This window comes from Streptomyces sp. NPDC000229, from assembly GCF_040300825.1.
GTDB lineage: Bacteria > Actinomycetota > Actinomycetes > Streptomycetales > Streptomycetaceae > Streptomyces.
In genome coordinates this window covers 90,039-112,257 of record NZ_JBEPEL010000003.1, presented here as the reverse complement: position 1 = coordinate 112,257, position 22,219 = coordinate 90,039, and the positions used below count along the sequence as shown (strand labels likewise).

The 22,219-nt window shown below is 70.1% G+C and carries 12 protein-coding genes and 1 pseudogene; 8 read left to right on the top strand and 5 right to left on the bottom strand.

Annotated elements, in window-relative coordinates:
- Positions 1-103 precede the first annotated feature (103 nt).
- The 6 genes and pseudogenes from ABT360_RS03080 to ABT360_RS03055 all read left to right on the top strand — a co-directional run bounded on the left by ABT360_RS03080 (position 104) and on the right by ABT360_RS03055 (position 9,756).
- Entirely contained in the window at positions 104-1,045 is a 942-nt protein-coding gene (locus tag ABT360_RS03080) for an SDR family oxidoreductase (RefSeq protein WP_351809763.1), read from the top strand.
- A gap of 262 nt (positions 1,046-1,307) precedes the next feature.
- Positions 1,308-3,293: an alpha-1,4-glucan--maltose-1-phosphate maltosyltransferase gene (locus ABT360_RS03075; protein WP_351810030.1), complete on the top strand. Its 1,986-nt coding sequence runs from the start codon at positions 1,308-1,310 to the stop codon at positions 3,291-3,293.
- Positions 3,290-4,996: pseudogene (treS, locus tag ABT360_RS03070) on the top strand (maltose alpha-D-glucosyltransferase); the annotation flags it as partial. The gene ABT360_RS03075 and the pseudogene treS, both read left to right, overlap by 4 nt.
- A 691-nt stretch (positions 4,997-5,687) precedes the next feature.
- Positions 5,688-7,070, top strand: coding sequence for a maltokinase N-terminal cap-like domain-containing protein (locus ABT360_RS03065; RefSeq protein ID WP_351809761.1), 1,383 nt, complete (start codon positions 5,688-5,690; stop codon positions 7,068-7,070).
- An 11-nt stretch (positions 7,071-7,081) separates the two neighbouring features.
- Positions 7,082-9,394 (top strand): 1,4-alpha-glucan branching enzyme, encoded by a 2,313-nt coding sequence (glgB, locus tag ABT360_RS03060; protein WP_444852168.1) that lies wholly within the window; start codon positions 7,082-7,084, stop codon positions 9,392-9,394.
- A 56-nt stretch (positions 9,395-9,450) separates the two neighbouring features.
- On the top strand, positions 9,451-9,756 hold the full coding sequence (locus ABT360_RS03055) for a hypothetical protein (RefSeq protein WP_351809758.1): 306 nt from the start codon (positions 9,451-9,453) through the stop codon (positions 9,754-9,756).
- Between the two features lie 40 nt (positions 9,757-9,796).
- Here the strand turns inward: ABT360_RS03055 and ABT360_RS03050 are convergent, their stop codons facing one another.
- The gene (locus ABT360_RS03050; protein WP_351809755.1) at positions 9,797-11,074 is read right to left on the bottom strand and encodes a phospholipase D-like domain-containing protein; all 1,278 of its coding nucleotides are present in this window, start codon (positions 11,072-11,074) and stop codon (positions 9,797-9,799) included.
- Positions 11,075-11,392: 318 nt separating this feature from the next.
- Here ABT360_RS03050 and ABT360_RS03045 point away from each other — a divergent pair, with 318 nt between their 5' ends.
- Both ABT360_RS03045 and ABT360_RS03040 read left to right on the top strand, forming a co-directional pair.
- Positions 11,393-17,839, top strand: coding sequence for an RHS repeat-associated core domain-containing protein (locus tag ABT360_RS03045; RefSeq protein WP_351809752.1), 6,447 nt, complete (start codon positions 11,393-11,395; stop codon positions 17,837-17,839).
- A 15-nt stretch (positions 17,840-17,854) separates the two neighbouring features.
- Positions 17,855-18,565 (top strand): hypothetical protein, encoded by a 711-nt coding sequence (locus ABT360_RS03040; RefSeq protein WP_351809750.1) that lies wholly within the window; start codon positions 17,855-17,857, stop codon positions 18,563-18,565.
- A 39-nt stretch (positions 18,566-18,604) separates the two neighbouring features.
- Here the strand turns inward: ABT360_RS03040 and ABT360_RS03035 are convergent, their stop codons facing one another.
- The 4 genes from ABT360_RS03035 to ABT360_RS03020 all read right to left on the bottom strand — a co-directional run bounded on the left by ABT360_RS03035 (position 18,605) and on the right by ABT360_RS03020 (position 22,218).
- Positions 18,605-20,827, bottom strand: a complete 2,223-nt coding sequence (locus tag ABT360_RS03035) for a HelD family protein (protein ID WP_351809747.1) — start codon at positions 20,825-20,827, stop codon at positions 18,605-18,607.
- 128 nt (positions 20,828-20,955) lie between these two features.
- Complete coding sequence (gene trxA, locus ABT360_RS03030; RefSeq protein WP_351809744.1) at positions 20,956-21,291, bottom strand: thioredoxin; 336 nt, start codon at positions 21,289-21,291, stop codon at positions 20,956-20,958.
- A complete protein-coding gene (locus ABT360_RS03025) occupies positions 21,288-21,677 on the bottom strand; it encodes a MerR family transcriptional regulator (RefSeq protein WP_351809741.1) in 390 nt (129 codons plus the stop codon). The genes trxA and ABT360_RS03025 overlap by 4 nt, the downstream gene beginning before the upstream one ends.
- A gap of 28 nt (positions 21,678-21,705) precedes the next feature.
- Entirely contained in the window at positions 21,706-22,218 is a 513-nt protein-coding gene (locus tag ABT360_RS03020; protein WP_351809738.1) for an Lrp/AsnC family transcriptional regulator, read from the bottom strand.
- Between the last annotated feature and the right edge of the window lies 1 nt (position 22,219).

The following is a 22,219-nucleotide window of genomic DNA, read 5'->3' as shown; positions in this document are numbered from 1 at the left end:
ATTGTTAATTGATCGGCCAAAGCCGCCGCCGCCAGCCTGAGAGGAGCCGTCATGGCAGCAGTCACACCCTATCGAAGGGCCAATCAGGAATATGTCGGAGCCAATGTCCGAGCAGAATCAGATGCGGGTAGCAGTGGTGGGAGCGACCGGTTTCCAGGGCGGCGCGGTCGCCCGTCTGCTGACCGAGCGTGACCACCGGGTACGTACGCTCTCCCGGCGCCCCGAGGGCGACCGGCCCCCGCTGCCCGGGGTCTCGTGCGCCACGGGCGACCTCGACGACGCCGAGGCCGTACGGCAGCTGTTCGCGGGCGCGACGCACGCCGCGGTGGTGATGCCGCTGGTGTACGAGGCGAAGCGGGTGCGTGCCTACGCCCGGAACATCGCGGAGGCGGCCGTCGCCGCCGGGGTGCGGCGGCTGGTGTACAACGCCAACACCCGCGTCCCCCGTACGCCCACCGATGTGGCCGCGTTCGAGACGCGGCGGATCGCCGAGGAGGTGCTGCGGGAGAGCGGCGTGCCGCTGGTGGTGCTGCGGCCGCCGGTCTACCTGGACAACCTGTTCAGCCCGTGGAACGGACCGGCTCTGGTCAACGACGGCATCCTCGCCTATCCGCTGCCGGCCGACACGCCGACGGCGTGGCTCTCGCACCGGGACCTGGCGCGGGCGGTGTACGCGGCGCTCACCGTGGACGGCCTGGAGGGGCGTACGTACGACATCGGCGGCGTGCGGGCGCTGACGGGTGATGAGCTGGCGGAGGCGTTCGGCAGGGGGCTGGGGCGCGAGGTGCGCTACCAGGCGCTGGCGCCGGACGTCTTCGAGCGGGGCCTGGCCGAGGCGATCGGCCCGGCGGCGGCGGCCGGAGTGGCGGGCATCTACCACTACATGGCGGGGGGTCAGGAGCCGCTGCTGATGGCGGGTGACGACGGCGCGTCGGCCCGGGCGCTGTCGGTGCCGCCCACGCCGGTCGAGGAGTGGGTGTCGCGCCAGCCGTGGCAGATGTGGGCGAGCGATCCGGAGGAGCAGGACGCCCAAACGCTCACCTGAACGCCACTGGACACACCCGAGCAGGAACCGGCCTCGATTTTCCACTCGAACGGGGCCGGTTCTTTTCGTCTCCGTCTACGCCTGAGTAGTTAGCAACGCGCCGGATTGCCCACCCGAAGGGTGTGGGTAGGGCTCCTCCGGTACCCGCCCACCCGAGTGAACCCGGACAGGAGCGGTGATGCCTGCGCTCTGCCACTCGTCAACCGAGCAAGTACAAAGAGCGATACCCCGTACGCAACCCTCAGGTGATGCCGTGAACTCGCTGATTGGCCGCATTCCCGTTCTCGATGTACGCCCGCTCGTCGACTGCGGCAGAAGGCCCGCCAAGGCGGTGGTCGGCGAAACCTTCCAGATCACGGCCACGGTGTTCCGTGAAGGCCACGACGCCGTGGCCGCGAACGTCGTCCTGACGGACCCGGCCGGACAGCCGGGCCCGTTCACCCCGATGCGGGAACTGGCGCCCGGCACCGATCGCTGGGGCGCCGAGGTCACTCCAACGGCCGAAGGGCGTTGGACTTTCACCGTCGAGGCGTGGAGCGACCCGATCGCCACCTGGCGCCACACCGCCGGCATCAAGATCCCGGCCGGTATCGACACCGACCTGGTCCTGGCCGAGGGCGCCTCCCTGCACGAGCGGGCCGCCGACGGCGTACCGAAGGGCGAGGGCCGCGAGGCGGTGCTCGCCGTGGTGGACGCGCTGCGCGACGAGCGGCGCTCCGCCGAGGACCGGCTCGCCGCCGCCCTCGGCACGGAGGCGGTCCAGGCGCTCGCCGCCCATCCACTGCGCGAACTGGTCACCTCCTCGCGGCCGTTGCCGTTGCTGGTGGAGCGCGAGAGGGCGCTGTTCGGGTCGTGGTACGAGATGTTCCCGCGCTCCGAGGGAGCCAGGGTGGAGAACGGCCGCCTGGTCTCCGGGACCTTCCGCACGGCCGCAGAGCGACTTCCGGCCATCGCCGCGATGGGCTTCGATGTCGTGTATCTGCCGCCCATTCACCCCATCGGCACCACCCACCGCAAGGGCCCCAACAACACCCTGACGGCCGGCCCCGACGACGTCGGCGTGCCGTGGGCGATCGGCTCCCACGAGGGCGGCCACGACGCGATCCACCCCGACCTGGGAACCATCGAGGACTTCGACGCCTTCGTCGAACGGGCGCGCGAACTGCGCCTGGAGGTGGCGCTGGACTTCGCGCTCCAGTGCTCGCCGGACCACCCGTGGGTGAAGAAGCGCCCGGCCTGGTTCCACCACCGGGCCGACGGGACCATCGCGTACGCCGAGAACCCGCCGAAGAAGTACCAGGACATCTATCCGATCGCGTTCGACCGGGACATGCGGGGCATCGTCCGCGAGACCCTGCGCGTGCTGCGGTACTGGATGGACCACGGCGTACGCATCTTCCGCGTCGACAACCCGCACACCAAGCCCGTGGTGTTCTGGGAGAAGGTCATCGGCGCCATCAACAAGTCCGACCCGGACGTGATCTTCCTGGCGGAGGCCTTCACCCGGCCCGCGATGATGCACACCCTCGGCGCGATCGGCTTCCAGCAGTCGTACACGTACTTCACCTGGCGCAACACCAAGCAGGAGCTGACCGAGTACCTGACGGAGCTGTCCGGTGACGCCGCCGCCTACATGCGGCCGAACTTCTTCGTGAACACCCCGGACATCCTGAACGCCTACCTCCAGCACGGTGGCCGCCCCGCCTTCGAGGTGCGCGCGGTGCTCGCCGCGACGATGTCCCCGACGTGGGGCGTGTACGCCGGGTACGAGCTGTGCGAGAACACCCCGGTACGGGAGGGCAGCGAGGAGTACCTCGACTCGGAGAAGTACCAACTCCGGCCCCGGGACTGGGAGTCGGCGGAGCGCGAGGGCCGCACCATCGCCCCCCTGATCGCGAAACTGAACCGGATCAGGCGCCGCAACGCCGCCCTGCGCCGGCTGCGCTCGGTGCGCTTCCACCACGCCGACAACGACGCCGTCATCGCGTACAGCAAGCGAGCGGGTTCGAACATTGTTCTGACGGTCGTCAACCTCGACCCGCGCCACACCCACGAGGCGACGGTGTCGTTGGACATGCCGGAACTCGGCCTCGACTGGCACGAGACCGTGCCGGTGCGCGATGAGCTCACCGGTGAGACCTATCACTGGGGCAGGGCCAACTATGTGCGCCTCGAGCCGGGTGTCACGCCCGCGCACATTCTCGTCCTGCGACCGTCCCCGCCGATCGGAGGGTCACCCACATCATGATCGTCAACGAGCCCGTCCACGACACGTTCGCGGACACACCGGCAAAGGATCGTGATCCCGACTGGTTCAAACGAGCCGTCTTCTACGAGGTTCTGGTGCGTTCGTTCCAGGACAGCAATGGCGACGGTGTCGGCGACCTCAAGGGCATCACCGCCAAGCTGGACTATCTGCAGTGGCTCGGGGTCGACTGCCTCTGGCTCCCGCCGTTCTTCAAGTCCCCCCTGCGGGACGGCGGTTACGACGTATCGGACTACACCTCCGTACTGCCCGAATTCGGCGACCTGGCCGACTTCGTCGAGTTCGTCGATGCCGCCCACCAGCGCGGCATGCGAGTGATCATCGACTTCGTGATGAACCACACCAGCGACCAGCACCCGTGGTTCCAGGAATCCCGCAGCGACCCCGACGGCCCCTACGGCGACTACTACGTCTGGGCCGACGACGACAAGCAGTTCCAGGACGCGCGGATCATCTTCGTCGACACCGAGACGTCCAACTGGACCTTCGACCCGGTGCGCAAGCAGTACTACTGGCACCGGTTCTTCTCCCACCAGCCGGACCTCAACTACGAGAACCCGGCCGTGCAGCAGGAGATCCTGTCCGCGCTGCGCTTCTGGCTGGACCTCGGCATCGACGGGTTCCGCCTCGACGCCGTGCCGTACCTCTACCAGGAGGAAGGCACCAACTGCGAGAACCTCCCGGCCACCCACGCCTTCCTCAAGCGGGTGCGCAAGGAGATCGACGCCGCGTACCCCGACACCGTGCTGCTCGCCGAGGCCAACCAGTGGCCGGAGGACGTCGTCGACTACTTCGGCGACTACGCGGCCGGCGGCGACGAGTGCCACATGGCGTTCCACTTCCCGGTCATGCCGCGCATCTTCATGGCGGTGCGCCGCGAGTCCCGCTACCCCGTCTCCGAAGTCCTGGCCAAGACCCCGGCGATCCCGGCGAACTGCCAGTGGGGCATCTTCCTGCGCAACCACGACGAGCTGACGCTGGAAATGGTCACGGACGAAGAGCGTGACTACATGTACGCCGAGTACGCCAAGGACCCGCGGATGCGCGCCAACATCGGCATCCGGCGGCGTCTGGCCCCGCTGCTCGACAACGACCGGAACCAGATCGAGCTGTTCACCGCGCTGCTGCTGTCCCTGCCCGGCTCGCCGATCCTGTACTACGGCGACGAGATCGGCATGGGCGACAACATCTGGCTGGGCGACCGCGACGGTGTGCGCACGCCCATGCAGTGGACGCCCGACCGCAACGCGGGCTTCTCGTCCTGCGACCCGGGCCGGCTCTACCTGCCGACCATCATGGACCCGGTCTACGGCTACCAGGTCACCAACGTCGAGGCGTCGATGGCGTCGCCCTCGTCGCTGCTGCACTGGACGCGGCGGATGATCGAGATCCGCAAGCAGAACGTGGCCTTCGGCCTCGGCTCGTACACGGAACTGCCGTCGTCCAATCCGGCGGTCCTCGCGTTCCTCCGGGAGTACGGGGACGACCTGGTGATGTGCGTGCACAACTTCTCGCGCTTCCCGCAACCGACGGAGCTGGACCTGCGGCGGTTCAACGGGATGCACCCGGTGGAGCTGATCGGCGGGGTCCGCTTCCCCGCGATCGGCGAATGGCCGTATCTGCTCACCCTCGCGGGTCACGGCTTCTACTGGTTCCGCCTCCGCGCGGACACCGCGAAGCCGGCCAAGGGCAAGACGGTCACGGAAGCCACCGTGGCCACGTCCGGCACGGTGACCCCGGCCAAGTCCGGCACGGCCGTCACGGGCGCCGTGGCTACGGCGGGCGGGCCGGCCCACACGGCGTCCACCGGGGCGTCGGCGGCTCCGGCCCCGACCGGCGCGGCGGCCGTAGCCGCGCCGGCCCCGGCGGACAGAGCGACGCCCCCCGGCGCGGCGGCTTCCGGGACGGCGGCTTCCGGGGCATCCGGCACGGTGGGCGTGGCTACGGCACGGGCGGGTGCGGCCGGCGGGCTCGACCACCCGGCGCCGTACCCCGGCACGGCGGCGAGCCCCGCCACCGCCGCGAAGGCGGTGGCACGGGCGAGTACGGCCGGGGCGGCGCCATCCACCGGGGCGCCCGGCGTGACCGCCCGGATGGTGGCGGCCGACGGGACGTCAGCCGGTGGGGTGGGCGCGGCCGGACGGAGCGGCGCACCCACCGATGGCGGAGCCCGGGCGGCCGGGAAGGGGTGAGGACATCGGGGCGGGGCGTTTCCGACGCCCCGCCCTGGGCACTCTCCCCCTCATACGTCGATTCGGGTCTATCTCGACCATCCCCGCCCGACACGTCCCGCACAGCCGGACAGCACTCGCCGCATTCCGGGACACTCTGCACGTTCTGTGCATTTCGTAGTGCCCGGGGAAAGGACGCGCTGCCATGTCGGAGACCGCATCCACCGCCCGGGCCCCGGTCGCCCTGCTCCCCTCCCTGGTGCCGCTGCTTCACGAATGGCTGCCGCGCCAGCGCTGGTTCGCCGGAAAGGGGCGGCCCGTCACCGGCTTCGCCCTCGTCTCGGTCACCGAACTGCTCCCGCTCGACACCACCGGGCCCGGGCTGCTGCACCTGCTCGTGCGGGTCCAGCAGCCCGGCCTCAACACCGCCGCCCAGGGTGACTGCTACCAGCTGCTGCTGGGCGTGCGGAGCAGCCTGCCGCCGCAGCTCGCGTCCGCCCTGATCGGCCACGTCCCGGACGGCCCGCTCGCCGGGCGGACGATCTACGAGGGGCTCAGCGACCCACGGCTCGCGGCGCTCCTGCTGGAACGATTGCGCACACCCGGACCGATGGGCCCGCTGCGGTTCTCCCGGACCGTCGCGATCCCCGAGGGCCTCACGCCCCGCGCCCTGGACGCCGAGCAGTCCAACTCCTCGCTGGTGTACGGTGATTCCTACATCCTGAAGGTGTTCCGCCGGGTCTACCCGGGCGCCAACCCGGACCTGGAGCTGCCGCTCGCGCTCGCCCGCGCCGGCTGCACCCGGGTCCCGGCGCCCGTCGCCTGGTACGAGACGGGCAACGGCCGGCCGGAGGCCAGCACCCTCGGTGTGCTCCAGCCGTATCTGCGCGGGTCCCAGGACGGCTGGCAGCTCGCCCTGGACGCGCTCGGCGCCGGGCGCGACTTCGCCTCCGAGGCGCGGGCCCTCGGCCGGGCCACCGCCGAGGTGCACACCGCGCTGGCGGACGCCCTGCCGACGGTCACACTGGGACGTCCGCAGACCGAGAACCTGGTCCACGGGATGAGCCGCCGCCTGGACGCCGCCGCCCAGGCGGTGCCCGCGCTGATGCCGTACGTCCCCGGGCTGCGCGCCGCGTTCGAGGCGGTCGGCGAGATGAGATCGGGCAGCCGGCTGTGGCGGGCCCAGCGGGTCCACGGCGACCTGCACCTGGGCCAGACGCTCCGCACGCAAGACGGCGACTGGTCGGTGATCGACTTCGAGGGCGAGCCCGCGAAGCCGCTCGCCGAGCGCCGCCGCCCCCAGCCACCGGTGCGTGACGTGGCCGGCATGCTGCGCTCCTTCGACTACGCGGCCCGCTCCTACCGCCCCTGGAACCCGGACTGGGCCGAGCGGTGCCGGGACGCCTACTGCACCGGGTACGCCGAGGCCGCGGGCACCGACCCGCGCGCCGAGCCCGCGCTGCTGCGCGCGTACGAGACGGACAAAGCCGTGTACGAGGTCGTGTACGAGGCCCGGCACCGCCCCGACTGGCTCCCGGTCCCGATGGCGGCCATCCGCCGCCTTGCCGCGCAGACCACCACTCCGTGATGTGAACGCCCTTGAGGAGGCCCTCCCCCGTGACCCCCCGTCGTCCCACCCGTACCCCCGCCACCCAGAAGGCCCCGGCCACCCGGAAGACGCCGGTCGGGGACGCCACCGCCCTGCCCGCGCCGCCGCCCGGCGCGACGCCCAAGCCCCGCGTGGGCGGCACCACCACCGTGGGAGCCCCGCCGCTCGACCCCGCCGACCGGGGGCGGCTGCTCGCGGGTGAGCACCACGACCCGCACGCCCTGCTGGGTGCCCATCCGGTCGACGGCGGCATCGCCGTCCGTGCCCTGCGCCCGTGCGCGAAGAGCGTGGCCGTGCTGGTGGACGGGGCGCGCACCGAGCTGCACGACGACGGCGACGGACTGTTCTCGACCGTGCTGCCGCTGTCCGAGGTCCCCGCGTACACGTTCCAGGTCGCCTACGACTCCGGGGTCGTCGACGTGGACGACCCGTACCGCTTCCTGCCCGCGCTCGGGGAGCTGGACCTGCATCTGATCGGTGAGGGCCGGCACGAGGAGCTGTGGAAGGCGCTCGGCGCCCAGCCCATGACCCACCAGGGCGTCGCCGGCACCCGTTTCACGGTGTGGGCGCCGAACGCGCGCGGGGTGCGGCTCGTCGGCGAGTTCAACTACTGGGACGCGGGCACCGGCCTGCCGCTGCGGTCGCTGGGCGGCACCGGTGTGTGGGAGCTGTTCGTGCCCGGGCTGGGCGAGGGCGCGCTGTACAAGTTCGCCGTCACCGGGCCCGACGGCCACTGCTCGCTGCGCGCCGACCCGATGGCCCGCCGCACCCAGTGCCCGCCGGAGACGGCCTCCATCGTCACCGCTTCCCACTACGAGTGGCAGGACGCCGAGTGGATGGCGCACCGCGGTGACCGCCCGGTCCACGAGGCGCCCTTCTCCGTGTACGAGGTGCACCTGCCGTCCTGGCGGCCCGGTCTGACGTACCGGGAGCTGGCCGAGGAGCTGCCCGCGTACGTCAAGGGCCTCGGCTTCACGCACGTGGAGCTGATGCCGGTCGCCGAGCACCCCTACAGCCCGTCCTGGGGCTACCAGGTCACCGGTTTCTACGCGCCCACGGCCCGCCTCGGCACGCCCGACGACTTCAGGTACTTCGTGGACGCCTGCCACCGGGCCGGGCTCGGCGTCCTCGTCGACTGGGTGCCGGCCCATTTCCCGAAGGACGACTGGGCGCTGGCCCGCTTCGACGGCACGCCGCTGTACGAGCACCCCGACCCGCGGCGCGCCGAGCACCCCGACTGGGGCACCCTCGAATTCGACTACGGGCGGACCGAGGTCCGCAACTTCCTCGTCGCGAACGCCGTCTACTGGTGCGAGGAGTTCCACATCGACGGCCTGCGGGTCGACGCGGTCGCCTCGATGCTGTACCTGGACTACTCGCGCGAGGGCGGCGACTGGGTCCCCAACGAACACGGCGGGCGGGAGAACTTCGACGCGGTCGCCTTCCTCCAGGAGATGAACGCCACCGTTTACCGCCGCTGCCCGGGCGTGGTGACCATCGCCGAGGAGTCCACGGCCTGGGAGGGCGTCACCCGCCCCACCGACAGCGGCGGCCTCGGCTTCGGGCTGAAGTGGAACATGGGCTGGATGCACGACTCGCTGGTGTACGTCTCCAAGGAGCCCGTGCACCGCAAGTACCACCACAACGAGATGACGTTCTCGATGGTGTACGCGTACAGCGAGAACTACGTCCTGCCGATCTCGCACGACGAGGTGGTGCACGGCAAGCAGGCGCTGGTGACCAAGATGCCGGGCGACTGGTGGCAGCGGCGTGCCAACCAGCGCGCCTACCTGGGCTTCATGTGGGCGCACCCCGGCAAGCAACTGCTGTTCATGGGGCAGGAGTTCGCGCAGGGCGCCGAGTGGTCCGAGGCGCACGGCCCGGAGTGGTGGCTCACGGAGGACGACTACCACTCGGCGGGCGACCACCGCGGGATGCGGGACCTGGTCCGCGACCTCAACGCGGTGTACGGGGCGACGCCCGCCCTGTGGGAGCGGGACACCGTCCCGGAGGGCTTCCAGTGGTCGCTCGGTGACGCCGCCGAGGACAACGTCTTCGCCTTCCTGCGGTACGACGCGCAAGGGGCGCCGCTGCTGTCGGTGAGCAACTTCTCGCCGGTGGTGCGCGACGACTACCGGCTGTGGGTGCCGGACCGGATCTCGGCGTGGGCGGAGGTCCTGAACACCGACGCGGCCGAGTACGGCGGCAGCGGCGTACGCAACGCCGACCCGGTGAAGCCGGAGGCCGGGCACGTCCGGCTGACGCTGCCTCCGCTGGCGACGGTGTGGATGAAACCTGCCTGACAGCCGGTACGAAATTCGGGTGCGGGAAGGCCGGCGGGCGGGTGACCATGACCGCCATGACCGACCTTCCCGCGCAGACCCTGCTGGTGTTCGACCGTGACGACTGGGTGTACGTCGTGCCTTCCTTCGAAGCCGCGGCCCTGGAGTTCGAAGCGGTCGACGTGGCGGACGGGACGTACGAGGCCTTCACGGTCGACGGTGAACGGGTCGCCCTGACCGCGCCCGAGGGGTGGCGGGGCCCGGTCGTCGTCGAGGCGACCGGGCAGCGGGACATGGCCGCGCTGCGGGAGCGGATCGAGCGGAGCTCGGGCTCGCCCGCGCCCACCCCCGAGGAACTGGCGCGCCTCCACCTCAGCCGCTGACGCGGACGAGCCGGCGGCTGCGGCGGCGGCGCGCACACGGTCAGTCCGCCGTCTTCTTGACGCCCTTGCACTCGTCGGTGGTGTCGGCGGCGCCGGGCACGGAGGCCGTCTTCACCTGGTTGAAGTTGGCGACGTAGGCGTCGTGGTGCGCGGTGACGTCGACCTTGAGCAGCGCCTCGTCGTTCTCCCGGAGCGCGGGCCCCGAGTAGTTGTGGCTGCCTGTCCACAGCACCTTGTTGACCGCGCCGTCGTACATGCCGTCGATCAGCAGGTACTTGGAGTGGATGACCGAGTTGGTGGTGGCCGGATTCCCGTCCTCGTCCCAGTTGTGGCACCGCACGGTCGGGCCACCCGAGGCGTGCAACGCCTCCCAGGTGCCGGTCGACGTGCCGCCGCTGCTGGCGAGGCTGTCGGCTTCCGCGTACACCACCTCGACCGCACAGCCGGCCCGCTGCAGATCCGTCAGCTTCTGCGCCACTCCCTGCCTCGTGATCTTGAGGACGGCGACACGGACCTTCGTCTGCCTGGCGACCCCGCCGGAGGTGTACTTGCAGGTCACATTGTCAAGGACGTTCCAGATGGTGTCCTGTGTGTTCCCGGAGCCGGGGTAGGGGTAGAAGTAGGCCTTGAACGGGCTGGACGTGGTGGTGCTGTAGGACCAGCTCTGCCAGTCCATCCCCTTGAGCTTCGAGAAGTAGTTCGAGTACGCGGTGTACATGGGCGTGTTGAACGGCAGCACGAAGGCGTTGTTCCACATGCGGCTGTACGCCGACGGGGACATGTTCGAGGAGCTCTGCACCACGAGGTTGGCGGCACCGTCGACCTGTGAGAACAGCCAGAACTTGTTGTGGTTGATGCCGTTGCTGGTCAGGGCGTCGGGATCACCCAGGCAGGACCGCTTCTGCGGACAGGTGCCGACGAAGGACGCTCGCGCCCGGTCCGTCCCGAGGGCGCTCGCCAGGATGGCGTAAGAGGTGTCCGTGGTCGAGGCGGCGCTCGTGGAATCGAGCATCACCTGGACGTTGACCCCGCGGTTCGTGTGCGCGTCGGCCAGCGCCTGGGCGACGCCCTCGTCCCACAGGTGGTACATCGCGACCTTGATGTCCGACGCCGGGGCGGCGGTGTCGATGTACGTCAGCAGTCGCGCGCGTATCGCCTCCTGCTCGGCCACGGTGCCGGTGGGCTTGTTGAAGACCGGCCCCTCGGCCACCGTGGCGGCGGCCGGTGACGCACCCGTCAGCTGGAGTCCCACGACCAGCAGAACCGTACTGAGTACGGCGGCGATCCTGGGTGATCTGCACAGGGATGCGAAGCGCATCGAGTTCCTCCCCTGGTGGTCCGGACTGCCCTGACGAGGGCATCCGTCCACGCGTTCGTGTGCCGCGACTGCGGCGGGGACGGATCTTGTCAGAAGAGTTGCAATCGCAACAGAGGGTTGAGCGTTTGGTGAAGATTGCGCCCTTTGTTGATCTAGACATGACTTTCCCGTGCCGTCTAGGGTCCGTTCGCTGTGACTCGTTCGGTGCGCAGCTCCACAGCCGAGGCACAGCAGTCACGAGAGTCCGACGAGACGCCGCCGTGCGTCGGCGCTTGAGGAAGTCGGCGAAACTCTGTGAGGCGATTGCGCTCGCGCGGCATGGCCGCGTTGGTCGGCAAGGCAATGGTGGCGGGGCTGATGTCCGCCTTGGTGGTCGTACCGTCGGCGACGGCGGTGACGGCGCCCGAGGGCGACGAACCCCGTGTCCGGGCCCGGGCGCTGGACGCGTCGGTTCCGCAGGCCACCGAGCCGACCTTGGAGAAGGCTCCGGGCGTCTCCTGGCCCAAGGCCGGGAAGGCCACGGTCGACCTTCGGACGGCGCCCCGCACGGCCGGGACATCCGTCGTCTCCGTGCGGCCGGCGAAGCCGCGGGCAGCGGCGGGAGCGAGGTCGTCGGCCGGAGCGACGGACCCGTCCAAGGTCGATGTGGAGGTCCTGGACCACAAGAAGGCCGAGGCGGCCGGTGGTCTGGGCCTCGCCCTGCGGGTGTCCCGCAAGGACGGCGGCAGCACGGCGGGGCCGGTCGAGGTGTCGATCGACTACTCGGGCTTCGCCCACGCGTATGGGGGCGACTTCGCCTCCCGGCTGCGCCTGATCCAGCTCCCGTCGTGTGCGGCCACCACTCCCGGAGTCAAGGCGTGCCAGCGATCCCGGTTCGTCGCCGCCGACAACGACACCTCGGGGCAGACCCTGACGGCGATGGTCGAAGCGGCTCCGCAGACGCGGCAGATCTCCGGCATGGCGGCCGTCTCGGAGCCGGCCGTGTACGCGCTGACGTCCGGCTCGTCGTCCGACAAGGGTGACTACCGCGCGAGCACCCTGTCGCCGACCGGCAAGTGGGACGTGTCGCTCGGATCGGGCGCGTTCACCTACTCGGTGCCGATCGAAGTCCCCGAGCCCCCGATGGGCAAGGCGCCGGAGATCTCCCTCAACTACAACTCGCAGGCGATAGACGGCCGGACCTCCGCGTCGAACAACCAGGCTTCCTGGGTCGGCATGGGCTGGGACCTCAATGTCGGCTACATCGAGCGGCGCTACAAGAACTGCGCCCAGGACGGGCATCCGACGTTCGGCGACCTGTGCTGGGACTCGCCCAACTCGAGCCAGGACCCCAACGGTGCCAATTATGTGATCAATCTGGGCGGCACCACCTCGGCATTGGTCCAGGACGGCAACGGCACGGGGTCATTCCACCTGCTGGACGACCCGGGCTGGCGCGTGCAGAAGCTCAACGGCGGCTACGGCAGCGACAACACGGACGAGTTCTGGGTCATCACGCACCAGGACGGCACCCGCTACTACTTCGGCTGGGGCCGCTCCGAGCGGCTCAATTCCCAGAACACCTACGAGAAGACGAATTCCGTCCTCACCGTGCCCGTGATCGGCGACGACGCGGGCGAACCGTGCAAGCCGTCGTACCCGAACCCCTGCAAGCAGGCGTACCGGTGGAATCTCGACCGCGTGGTGACGCCCAACGAGGTGGAGAACACCTACTTCTACACGAAGGAGACGAACTTCTACCGTTCGGTGGCGGCTGCGGACAAGGCGCGCTCCTACGACTCCGCCTCCTACCTGGAGCGGATCGACTACGGCTGGTCCTCCCAGATCCCGGGTGCCCAGCTGCCGGGACAGGTGGACTTCCAGCATGTGAACCGGTGTGTCGAGCGGATGGCCGAGAAGGACCCCCTGGACAACGTCACGCCGGACTGCCCGACCATCGACGCCAAGCCGGAGTCGTACCCGGACGTGCCCGTCGACCTGATCTGCGACGGCCCTGAGGACGGGGAGAGCTGCGCGGGCAAGACGTACTTCCCCACGTTCTTCCAGCGCGCCATGCTGTGGGACATCGTCGTCAGGGTCCGGGACGACAACGCTGCGGCCTGGGACACCGTGCGGCAGTACCAGATGAAGTACGCGCTGATGGACCCCTCCGGAGCGGTCGGTGACCAGCTGTGGCTGGACTACATCCAACGGCGCGGTTACTCGGGTGCCGACATCACCCTGCCGACGATCAACTTCAACGGCGAGTGGCAGGACAACAAGGTGGGCGCGGGTGAGCTGAACTTCCGCCGGGTGAGCAAGGTGTTCACCGACACCGGAGCGACCATATCCGCCACGTACGGGCACGCCACGGACGACGGCGGGGCGATCAGCCGCCAGTGCGACGAGAACGATCCGCCGGCCCAGTCGGCCAACGCGTACGAGTGCTTCTGGCAGAAGTGGACCCCCGAGGGCACGGAAACCGAGCGGACCGGCTGGTTCAAGAAGTTCGTGGTGAAGAAGATGGTCGTCGATCCGGGCGACCTGGCCGAGGGCGATCCGGCGATGACCACGACCTACGAGTACGACGGAGCCCCCGGGTGGCGGTTCACCGCGGACCCGATCACCAAGGACGAGGACGAATCCTGGTCCGAGTGGCGCGGCTACGGCAAGGTGCTGGTGACCACCGGAGCCAACGCCAACAAGCACTCCACGTACCACTGGCTGTACCGGGGCCTCGACGGTGACCGGACCGCCAAGACGGACCCGTCGCAGACACGGGCGGTGAAGGTGACCGACTCGGAGGGCAAGGAGTGGACGGACTCCCCCTGGCTGGCGGGCAGGACGCTGGAGACGTCGAGCCGCGACCACGAGGACAAGGCGCAGTCACGGCAGTGGCACGAGTACTGGACGCACAACACGGCGCAGTACACCGGCCTTCCGGACGCGCGGTTCGTCCGTGAGAACAAGACCCGGACCCTGGAGAAGCTGTCGACGTCCAGTGATGACCCGGTGACCTGGCGAGAGCACGTCGTCGAGAACGAGTACGACGACACCGAGACGGCCTCGACCTCCTTCGGCCTGCCGATGCGCATCGACGACTGGGGCGTGACCGCCGTCTCCGACAACACCTGCACCGAGTACGGCCGCGCCTACAACACCGACACCCTCGACGCGACCGGCACCAAGCGCTGGATGGTCTACCAGGACGACGAGCGCCACTACTCCGTGTCCTGCACCGCCCAGGCCGCCGACCAGGCCGCCGGCAACGACACGCTGCACCAGGACAGGCGGACCGTCACCTTCTTCGACCACGCGACCTCGTTCACGGAGAACGACACCAAGCTCAACGACGGCAACGCCACCGAGCTGCGCGTCTACACCGACGCCTCCACGTACCGGTCCGCGAAGAGCGACTACGACGACGCCGGGCGCCGGATCAAGGCGTGGGACGGGAAGAACAACGCCACCACCACGACCTACAGCCCCGCGACGTCCTGGCCCACCGACGGCATCACCACCACGACACCCGACCCGGACGGCACCGGCCCCGGCACAGCCATGAAGAACACGGTCCACACCTCCCGCTTCTTCGGGCGGCCGTGGAAGACCGTGGACGCCAACGGCAACACCACACGAGTGGAGTACGACGCCGTCGGCCGGCTCTCCAAGGTCTTCAAGCCGAGCGAGTCGGCGAACTACCCCGACGGGAACCCGTCACTCCGGTTCGCCTACTCCGTGCCGGTCGCCGCCTCCGCGACGGGCGTCCCCGACGTCGCCACCGGCGCGGGCCTCAGGACCACGTCCGAGGCACTGCAGTCCGGTTCCACGTACGCGAAGAGCGTCGTGTACAGCGACGGCCTGGGCCGGGAACGGGAGAAGCAGGAGCCTGCCCCGTCCGGCACGGGACGCATCGTGACCACGACGCGGTACGACTCCTCGGGCAACGTGGCCGGCACCTCGGCCCCCTTCCACAGCGCCGGAGCGGCCGGATCGGGTCAGGTCAATCCGGCCCTGACCGACCTTCCCTCGTACACGGACGCCGTGGTCGACTGGGCGGGACGCACCACCCTGACCCAGATCCAGGTCAACGGTGTGACGCAGCCGGTCAACAAGACGGTCACCCGCTACGGCGGCGCCGATCTGACCACGGTCTTCCCGCCGAGCGGCGGGCCCGTGGACACGTACACGGACGTCTTCGGACGGACCGCGAAGGTGATCGAGCACATCGGCGCCGAGTCGTACACCACGTCGTACGAGTACACGCGCAGCGGCAAGCTGAAGTACATCCACGACTCTCGCGGCAACACCACCCACTACACCTACAACTGGGCGGGCGACCGGGTCACCACCGATGACCCCGACGCGGGTGCGAGTTCGTCGACGTATGACGCCAACGGTCAGGTGGCGACCACCACGGACGCCAACGACACCGTGCTGACGTACGAGTACGACAGCCTGATGCGGGCCACCAGGACCAAGCTGGGCACCACCGTCCTGACCAACAGGACCTACGACACCGTCACCGGTGGCAAGGGCCTGCCGGCCACGGCCACCACGTACACCGGCGGCCGGCCGTACACCAGCAAGGTGGACGCCTACGACGCCAACGGACGCCCGACCTCGAAGACGGTCACCGTGCCCGATGACGGCGCGGGCCTCGCGGGCTCGTACACCTTCGGATACGGCTACGACACCGCCGACCACGTCACCTCGGTGAACTACCCGGCCATCGGGGGACTGCCGCAGGAGACCGTCACCACCGGCTACACGGCGCAGGGCAGGCTCTCCAAGGTTTCCAGCGGGCTGGCCACGTACCTGTCCGGCACCGACTACGACGACTACGGCCGGCTCACCTCCCGCACCCTCGGGACCGCGGGTACCGGCACGTCCGTCACCCGGACCTTCGGGTACGACGATGCCAACGGCACCGGCTGGCTGAAGAACGTCGTCACCAGCACGCTGAAGAACGGCACCGGCACCAAGGTGCAGGACGACACCTACACCCGCGACAACGGCGGCTCGGTGACATCGCTGCGCGCATCGGTCGACAACCAGCAGGAGTGCTACCGCTACGACGATCTGAACCGGCTCACGGACGCCTGGACCACCGCGGCGACGAGCTGCGGCAGCACGCCACAGTCCGACTTCACGGGCCCGGCCCCCTACCAGACGAAGTACGCCTATGACCGGCTGGGCAACATCCAGTCGGTCGTGGACACCACCTCGAGCGGGTCGACGACGAAGGACTACGCCTACGCCGGCTACAGCGCCGACGAGTCCGCCTACACCCCCGACCAGCCCCGCCCGCACGCTGTGGCCTCGGTGACCTCGCCCTCGGGCAAGGACACCTACGGCTACGACGCCGCGGGTCAGCTCACGAGCCGTACCGCCGCCGGGATCGCCTCCACGCTCACGTGGACCCCCGAGCGCCAGTTGGCCTCGATCACCCAGAAGAAGACCGGCGGTGACGAGACCACCCGGTACGTCCGCGATGCCGACGGCAATGTCCTCCTGCGCACCTCGGTCCGGGAGCACGTCCTGTACCTCGACGGCCACGAGTTGCGCAAGGCGGGCACCACGGCCGCCAAGGCCACCCGGTACTACGCGGCCGAGGACGCGAACCTCGCGATGCGCACGGCCGACGGCAGTGCCACCGGGGTGCTGACCTGGCTGCTGGGCGACGGCCAGGCATCCACCCAGCTGGCGATCACCACGGCGGGCGTGGTCACCCGGCGCCGGTACACGCCTTTCGGGGCGCAGCGAGGGTCCACCGGCCTGTCCTCGGCGAGCGATCGCGGGTACGTCGGCATGGCGGAGGACGATTCGACCGGGTTCTCCCTGACGGGCGCCCGCGTCTACGACCCCCAGCTGGGACGGTTCCTCTCCACGGACCCGCTGCAGTCGCCCTACCAGCCGCAGAAGCTGAGCTCCTACAGCTACTCGGCGAACGATCCGGTCAACTACAGCGACCCCACGGGCCTCGACAGGGCCTGCCGCTGCGGTGACCGGCCACCGCTGGAAGTGGGCGGCCGGCCGACCGGGCGGCACACGAGCGGCGGCATCCCCAACGCCCCGCGCGGACCGGCGACGGCGCCCGCCCCGGGCTGCGACCAGGCATGCAAGAACGCCCTCAACGCCCTGGTCTGGGACCAGAAGGGACTCAACAAGAGGCTGGCGGTCGAGCTGCGCAACTACGTGTTCGTGCTGGGCGGGAACACGAAACCGTGCGTCAACGGCGCCGAGGTCAGCTCCGGTGTCGCAGCCGGGTGTGCCGACCTGCAGGGCCAGACGTCGAACGTGGTCTGGCAGGACGTGCTGCAGAGGTGGCTGGACGGGAAGGGCGGTTCCCTGTCCTTCGGCGCCGGGGCCAAAATCACCCAGCAGCTCGCGACCGGCCCGCACAACCAGCAGGTCATGAAGTGGCTGAGCCAGGCCATCGACGCGTACTGGGACATGCCGCTCGCCGAGGTCGGTGGCGACGCCTCGTATCGTGACCCCAAGACGAACATCCTCAAGGACATCTGGGGGATGAAGACGGACGGTCAGGGCGGTCACGGTACGCCGGACGCCTTCATGGGCAGCTTCAACCAGGTCTACCAGGTGGTGAACATCAACAAGAAGAAACGGGAGTTCACCGTCGCCTTCGCCGCCTTCAACAACACGGGCACCAAGTCCTTGTTCCACCTGCCCGACTGGACGGGAATCGGCATGGAGCGGGGCCAGGGCAAGCAGATGGCCAGCGTGCACCAGACCTACTACTGGACAATGACCGTCCGCCAGTGAAGGAGAACTGACATCGTGGCCGCGACATCCCTGCTGAGCCGCACTCTCCGGCACGTACCGGACCGTCCCGTGCGCGTGGTGGTCCTGATGGTCCTGCTCACCGGGATGCTCAGCGGGATGTCGCACCTGCTGCCCGCCCAGGTCGGAGTGTCCGACCTGGTGCGGGACGCCGGACGGGACGGATCTCCCGTCGTGCACGTCCGGCAGAGCGGTCTCCTGGAGGTCCGGGCGAGCTGGTCGACCGGCTTGCTCGGCGACAAGGAGATCACCCACCGCTTCACCGAACTGCCGCTCCGCCCCGGCGGTGTCCGGATCTTCGAGGACATCGTGCGGGGTGAGGCGCGCGCCCGGGGGAAGACCGTCGTCTTCGCCGAGGACGACCCGCTGGCCGAACTGGGCGGGCTTTCCGCGCTCGTCCCCGTCCTCTACTGGCGCTTCATCCCCCAGGACTGGCTGCGCTGGTCCGTCCTGGCGTGCGGCCTCGCCGTCCTGGCCGCCATCGCGTTCCGGGCCCGGCCCCGCGCGAACCCCGGGTACTGGTACCTCTCGTGTCTCCTCACCGGCGCCGGGTTCCTGACGTACCTCTGGTGCGAGCCACGCACCCTGCCGCCCGGCGCCCCGGCGGACGAGCGGCCCCTGGGCGGCGGCCGCGTGACCGTGTACACCCTGGTCACGTGCGCACTGGTCGCCCTCGCGATCGGCGGCCTGACGGTCCTGCGCGGCTGATCACCGCGCCCACCCCCGAGGAGCCGGCGCGCCTCCACCTCAGCCGCTGACGCGGACGACCCCCAGCCGCTGGGTGGCGCGGGTCAGCGCCACGTACAGGTCGTTGACGCCGTGGGGTCCCCCGGACCGGATGGCGTCCGGGTCGGCGACGATCACCGTGTCGAACTCCAGGCCCTTCGCCTGGCGCGGCTCCAGCAGGACGACCGGCCGGGTGAGGTCGGGGTTCGGACCGTGTGCGGCGTCGGGCAGCGCGGCGGCCAGCGCCGTGTGGTGCGCGGCCGGCGCGATGACCGCGAGCCGTCCCTCGGCGGGCCGCTCGCGGCGTACGGCGTCGGCGACCGCGCCGGCCAGGTCGTCCGTGGTCCTCTCCCAGGGCGCCACGCCCGTGGAGCGCACCGAGCGGGGCGGGGTGAAGTCCGGGTCCTCGGCGCGGCGTACCGCTGCCGCGACCTCCATGATCTCGGCGGGCGTGCGGTAGTTGACGCCGAGGCGTACATGCTCGAAGCGGTCACCGACGTACGGGCCGAGAATGTCCTGCCAGGAGCCGCAACCTGCCGCGTCGCCGGTCTGGGCCGGGTCGCCGACGAGTGTCATCGAGCGGGTGGGGATGCGCCGCATGAGCAGCCGCCACGCCATCGCGGACAGCTCCTGTGCCTCGTCGACGATGACGTGGCCGAACGCCCAGGTGCGGTCGGCGGCGGCACGTTCGGCGGCGCTGCGGTGGTCGGCCTCCTCGTGGCGTTCGGCGAACCGCTCGGCGTCGATGATGTCGTGGGCGCCGAGCACCTCCGACTCCTCGTCCTCGAACTCGTACGTCCGGGAGGCGTAGCTGACGTCCAGCACGCCCTGCGCGTAGGCGATGCGGGCGCTGCGCTCGCGTTCGGCGGCGGCGCGGGCGGCGGTGTCGTCCTCGCCGAGCAGTTCGGCGGCCTCGTCGAGGAGCGGTACGTCGGCCTCGGTCCAGGGGCCTTCGGTCCTGCGGACGAACTCCGCCTCCCCGTCGGGCAGGTGGCCGTCCGGCTCGGCGAGGAAGCCGGCGACGAGCTGTTGCGGGGTGAGGGTGGGCCACAACTCCTCGATCGCGGCGTGGACGTGGGGGCTGGCGGCGATCTCCTTGCGCATCTGGGTGATGTCGGCGGGGTCGAGGAGGTTGGGTCCGCCGAAGGGGTCGGCGCCGAGCCGTTCGGCGAGCTGGTCGGTGAGGGCGTCGATGATCCGGAACGCGAAGCGGGGGCGGGCGAGGTTGTGCGGCAGGCCGGTGGAGCGGGCGTCCCAGCGTGCGTCCTCGGCCATGTTCCGGTCCAGCATGAGGCTGCCGTAGTCGTCGTGGTCGATTTCGAGGGGCGCGTCGGTGGGCGGCACGGTCTGCCGGTCGCGGAGGACCTGGGCGAGGGTGTCGGCCATGCTCGCGCGGCCCTTGATCTCGGCGGCCTCGGGGGTGTCGGTGCCGGTGGCGCGGACGCCGGGGAACAGCTCGCCCATGGTGGCCAGCAGCACGCCCGTCTCGCCGAGCGCGGGCAGCACCTCGCCGATGTAGCCGAGGAAGCCGGGGTTGGGTCCGACGATCAGGACGGCGCGGCGGGCCAGCTGCTCGCGGTGCGCGTAGAGCAGGTACGCGGCGCGGTGCAGGGCCACGGCGGTCTTGCCGGTGCCGGGGCCGCCCTCGACGACGAGGACGCCCTGGTGCGGGGCGCGGATGATGCGGTCCTGCTCGGCCTGGATGGTCTGCACGATGTCGCTCATGCGCCCGGTGCGGGCGGCGTCGAGCGCGGCGAGGAGGACCTCGTCGGCGTCGCGGCCCTCGTGCCCGGTGCGGGTGGTGTCGGTGAGGTCCAGGATCTCGTCGTGCAGGGCGGTGACGGCGCGGCCCTCGGTGGTGATGTGGCGTCGGCGGCGCAGCCCCATGGGCTCGTACCCGGTGGCGAGGTAGAACGGCCGGGCTACGTCGGCGCGCCAGTCGATGACGAGCGGGGTGCGTTCCTCGTCGTCCTCGCGGATGCCGATGCGCCCGATGTGGTGGTCACGGCCGTCCCGGAATTCGAGCCGGCCGAAGCAGAGCCCGTTCTCCCCCGCGTCGAACGCGGCCAGCAGCCCGGACTGCTCGGCGACCAGCACATCACGCTCCAGCCGCGCCTGGAACCCGGTGCCCACGTCCTTGAGGGCGGCCTGTACGGCGGTTTCGGCCTCGGTGCGCAGGTGGTCGAGTCGCGCGTAGAGCTCATGGATGAATTGCTGCTCTTTCCGATATTCCTCGGTTGACAATCCAACTCCTGACGCGATACGGTGCGTTTATTGAACTTCCGTGTGCGCGTTTCCATGCCTGCACACGAATTATCAAATATACGCGAAGAAGCGCCCCGGCCGTCAATGCGACCGGGGCGTAGCTGTGTTCAGGCCAGTACGTCCTCCAGTTCCTGGAGCAGGCGGCGCTTGGGGCGGGCGCCGACCATCGACTTCACGGGTTCGCCCGCGCGGAAGACCATCAGGGTCGGCATTGACAGCACGGCGTACCGGGCCGTGACCCCCGGGTTCCGGTCGACGTCGATCTGGACCACCTTCAGGCAGTCCGCCTCCTCGGCGGCGACCGCGCTCAGCACCGGGGCCAGTTGGCGGCAGGGGCCGCACCAGTCGGCCGTGAACTCGACCAGGACGGGGCGGTCGGCGGACAGGACCTCCGTGTCGAAGTCGGCGTCCGTCACCTCGGGCACCCCGGGGGCGTGGGTCATTCGGTCGTCCTCTCGAATTCGCAGCGTGGTTCGGGAACCTCGGTCGCCAGCGCGAGCCGGGCGGCGACCTCGGCGCGTACCGAGCGGAGCTGGCCGATCAGGCCGTCCAGCTCGTCGAGCTTGCGCCGGTAGACGTCGAGCGAGGCGGGGCAGGCGTCCCCGGCCGGGTGACCGGCGCGCAGGCAGTCGACGAACGGGCGGGTCTCCTCCAGCTCGAACCCGAAGTCCTGGAGGGTCCGGATCTGCTGGAGCAGCCGCAGGTCGTCCTCGTCGTAGGTGCGGTAGCCGTTCTCCGCACGCCGGGCGCGCAGCAGCCCCCGGGACTCGTAGTAGCGCAGGGTCCTGGTGGTCGTACCCGCGCGCCTGGCCAGCTCGCCGATTCGCATGCGTCGACGGTAGAGGTTGACGTCGGCGTCAGGGCAACAGCGGTTTGCGGGGCACCGGGGACGACAGCACGACCGACGTCGTCGTACGGCCCAGCGCCGACGTCTGCTCCAGGACGTCCTCCAGGTGGACCGTGTCCGTCACCGCCACCTTGAGGATCCAGCAGTCCTCGCCCACCACGTGGTGGGCCTCCAGGATCTCGGGACGGGCCAGCAGCTCCAGGGTCCGGGGGTGCTTGAAGGTGTAGCCGCCGTGCGGATTGACCCGGATGAACGCCTGGATGCCGTAGCCGAGCCGGACCGCCGACACCTGCGCGCCGTACCCGGTGACGGCACCGCACGCCTCCAGGCGGCGGACGCGTTCGGCGACGGCCGCCGGGCTGAGGCGGACGCGGCGGCCGAGCTCGCTCAGCTTGATCCGGCCGTCGGTCTGGAGGAGCTCCAGAATCTGCCGGTCCAGCTGGTCGAAGGAGACTGCCGTCGTTTCCCTGGCGGCGGGACGCGGATGCCGTTGTTCTTTGGGTGCGGCGGCCGGATCTCCCATG

Excerpts from the sequence above, each read along its gene's own strand:
- ABT360_RS03080 (WP_351809763.1), top strand. The coding sequence starts at position 104 with ATGTCCGAGCAGAATCAGATGCGGGTAGCAGTGGTGGGAGCGACCGGT.
- trxA (WP_351809744.1), bottom strand. The coding sequence starts at position 21,291 with ATGACCCACGCCCCCGGGGTGCCCGAGGTGACGGACGCCGACTTCGAC.
- ABT360_RS03045 (WP_351809752.1), top strand. The coding sequence starts at position 11,393 with ATGGCCGCGTTGGTCGGCAAGGCAATGGTGGCGGGGCTGATGTCCGCC.
- ABT360_RS03025 (WP_351809741.1), bottom strand. The coding sequence starts at position 21,677 with ATGCGAATCGGCGAGCTGGCCAGGCGCGCGGGTACGACCACCAGGACC.
- ABT360_RS03020 (WP_351809738.1), bottom strand. The coding sequence starts at position 22,218 with ATGGGAGATCCGGCCGCCGCACCCAAAGAACAACGGCATCCGCGTCCC.
- ABT360_RS03065 (WP_351809761.1), top strand. The coding sequence starts at position 5,688 with ATGTCGGAGACCGCATCCACCGCCCGGGCCCCGGTCGCCCTGCTCCCC.
- ABT360_RS03055 (WP_351809758.1), top strand. The coding sequence starts at position 9,451 with ATGACCGACCTTCCCGCGCAGACCCTGCTGGTGTTCGACCGTGACGAC.
- ABT360_RS03050 (WP_351809755.1), bottom strand. The coding sequence starts at position 11,074 with ATGCGCTTCGCATCCCTGTGCAGATCACCCAGGATCGCCGCCGTACTC.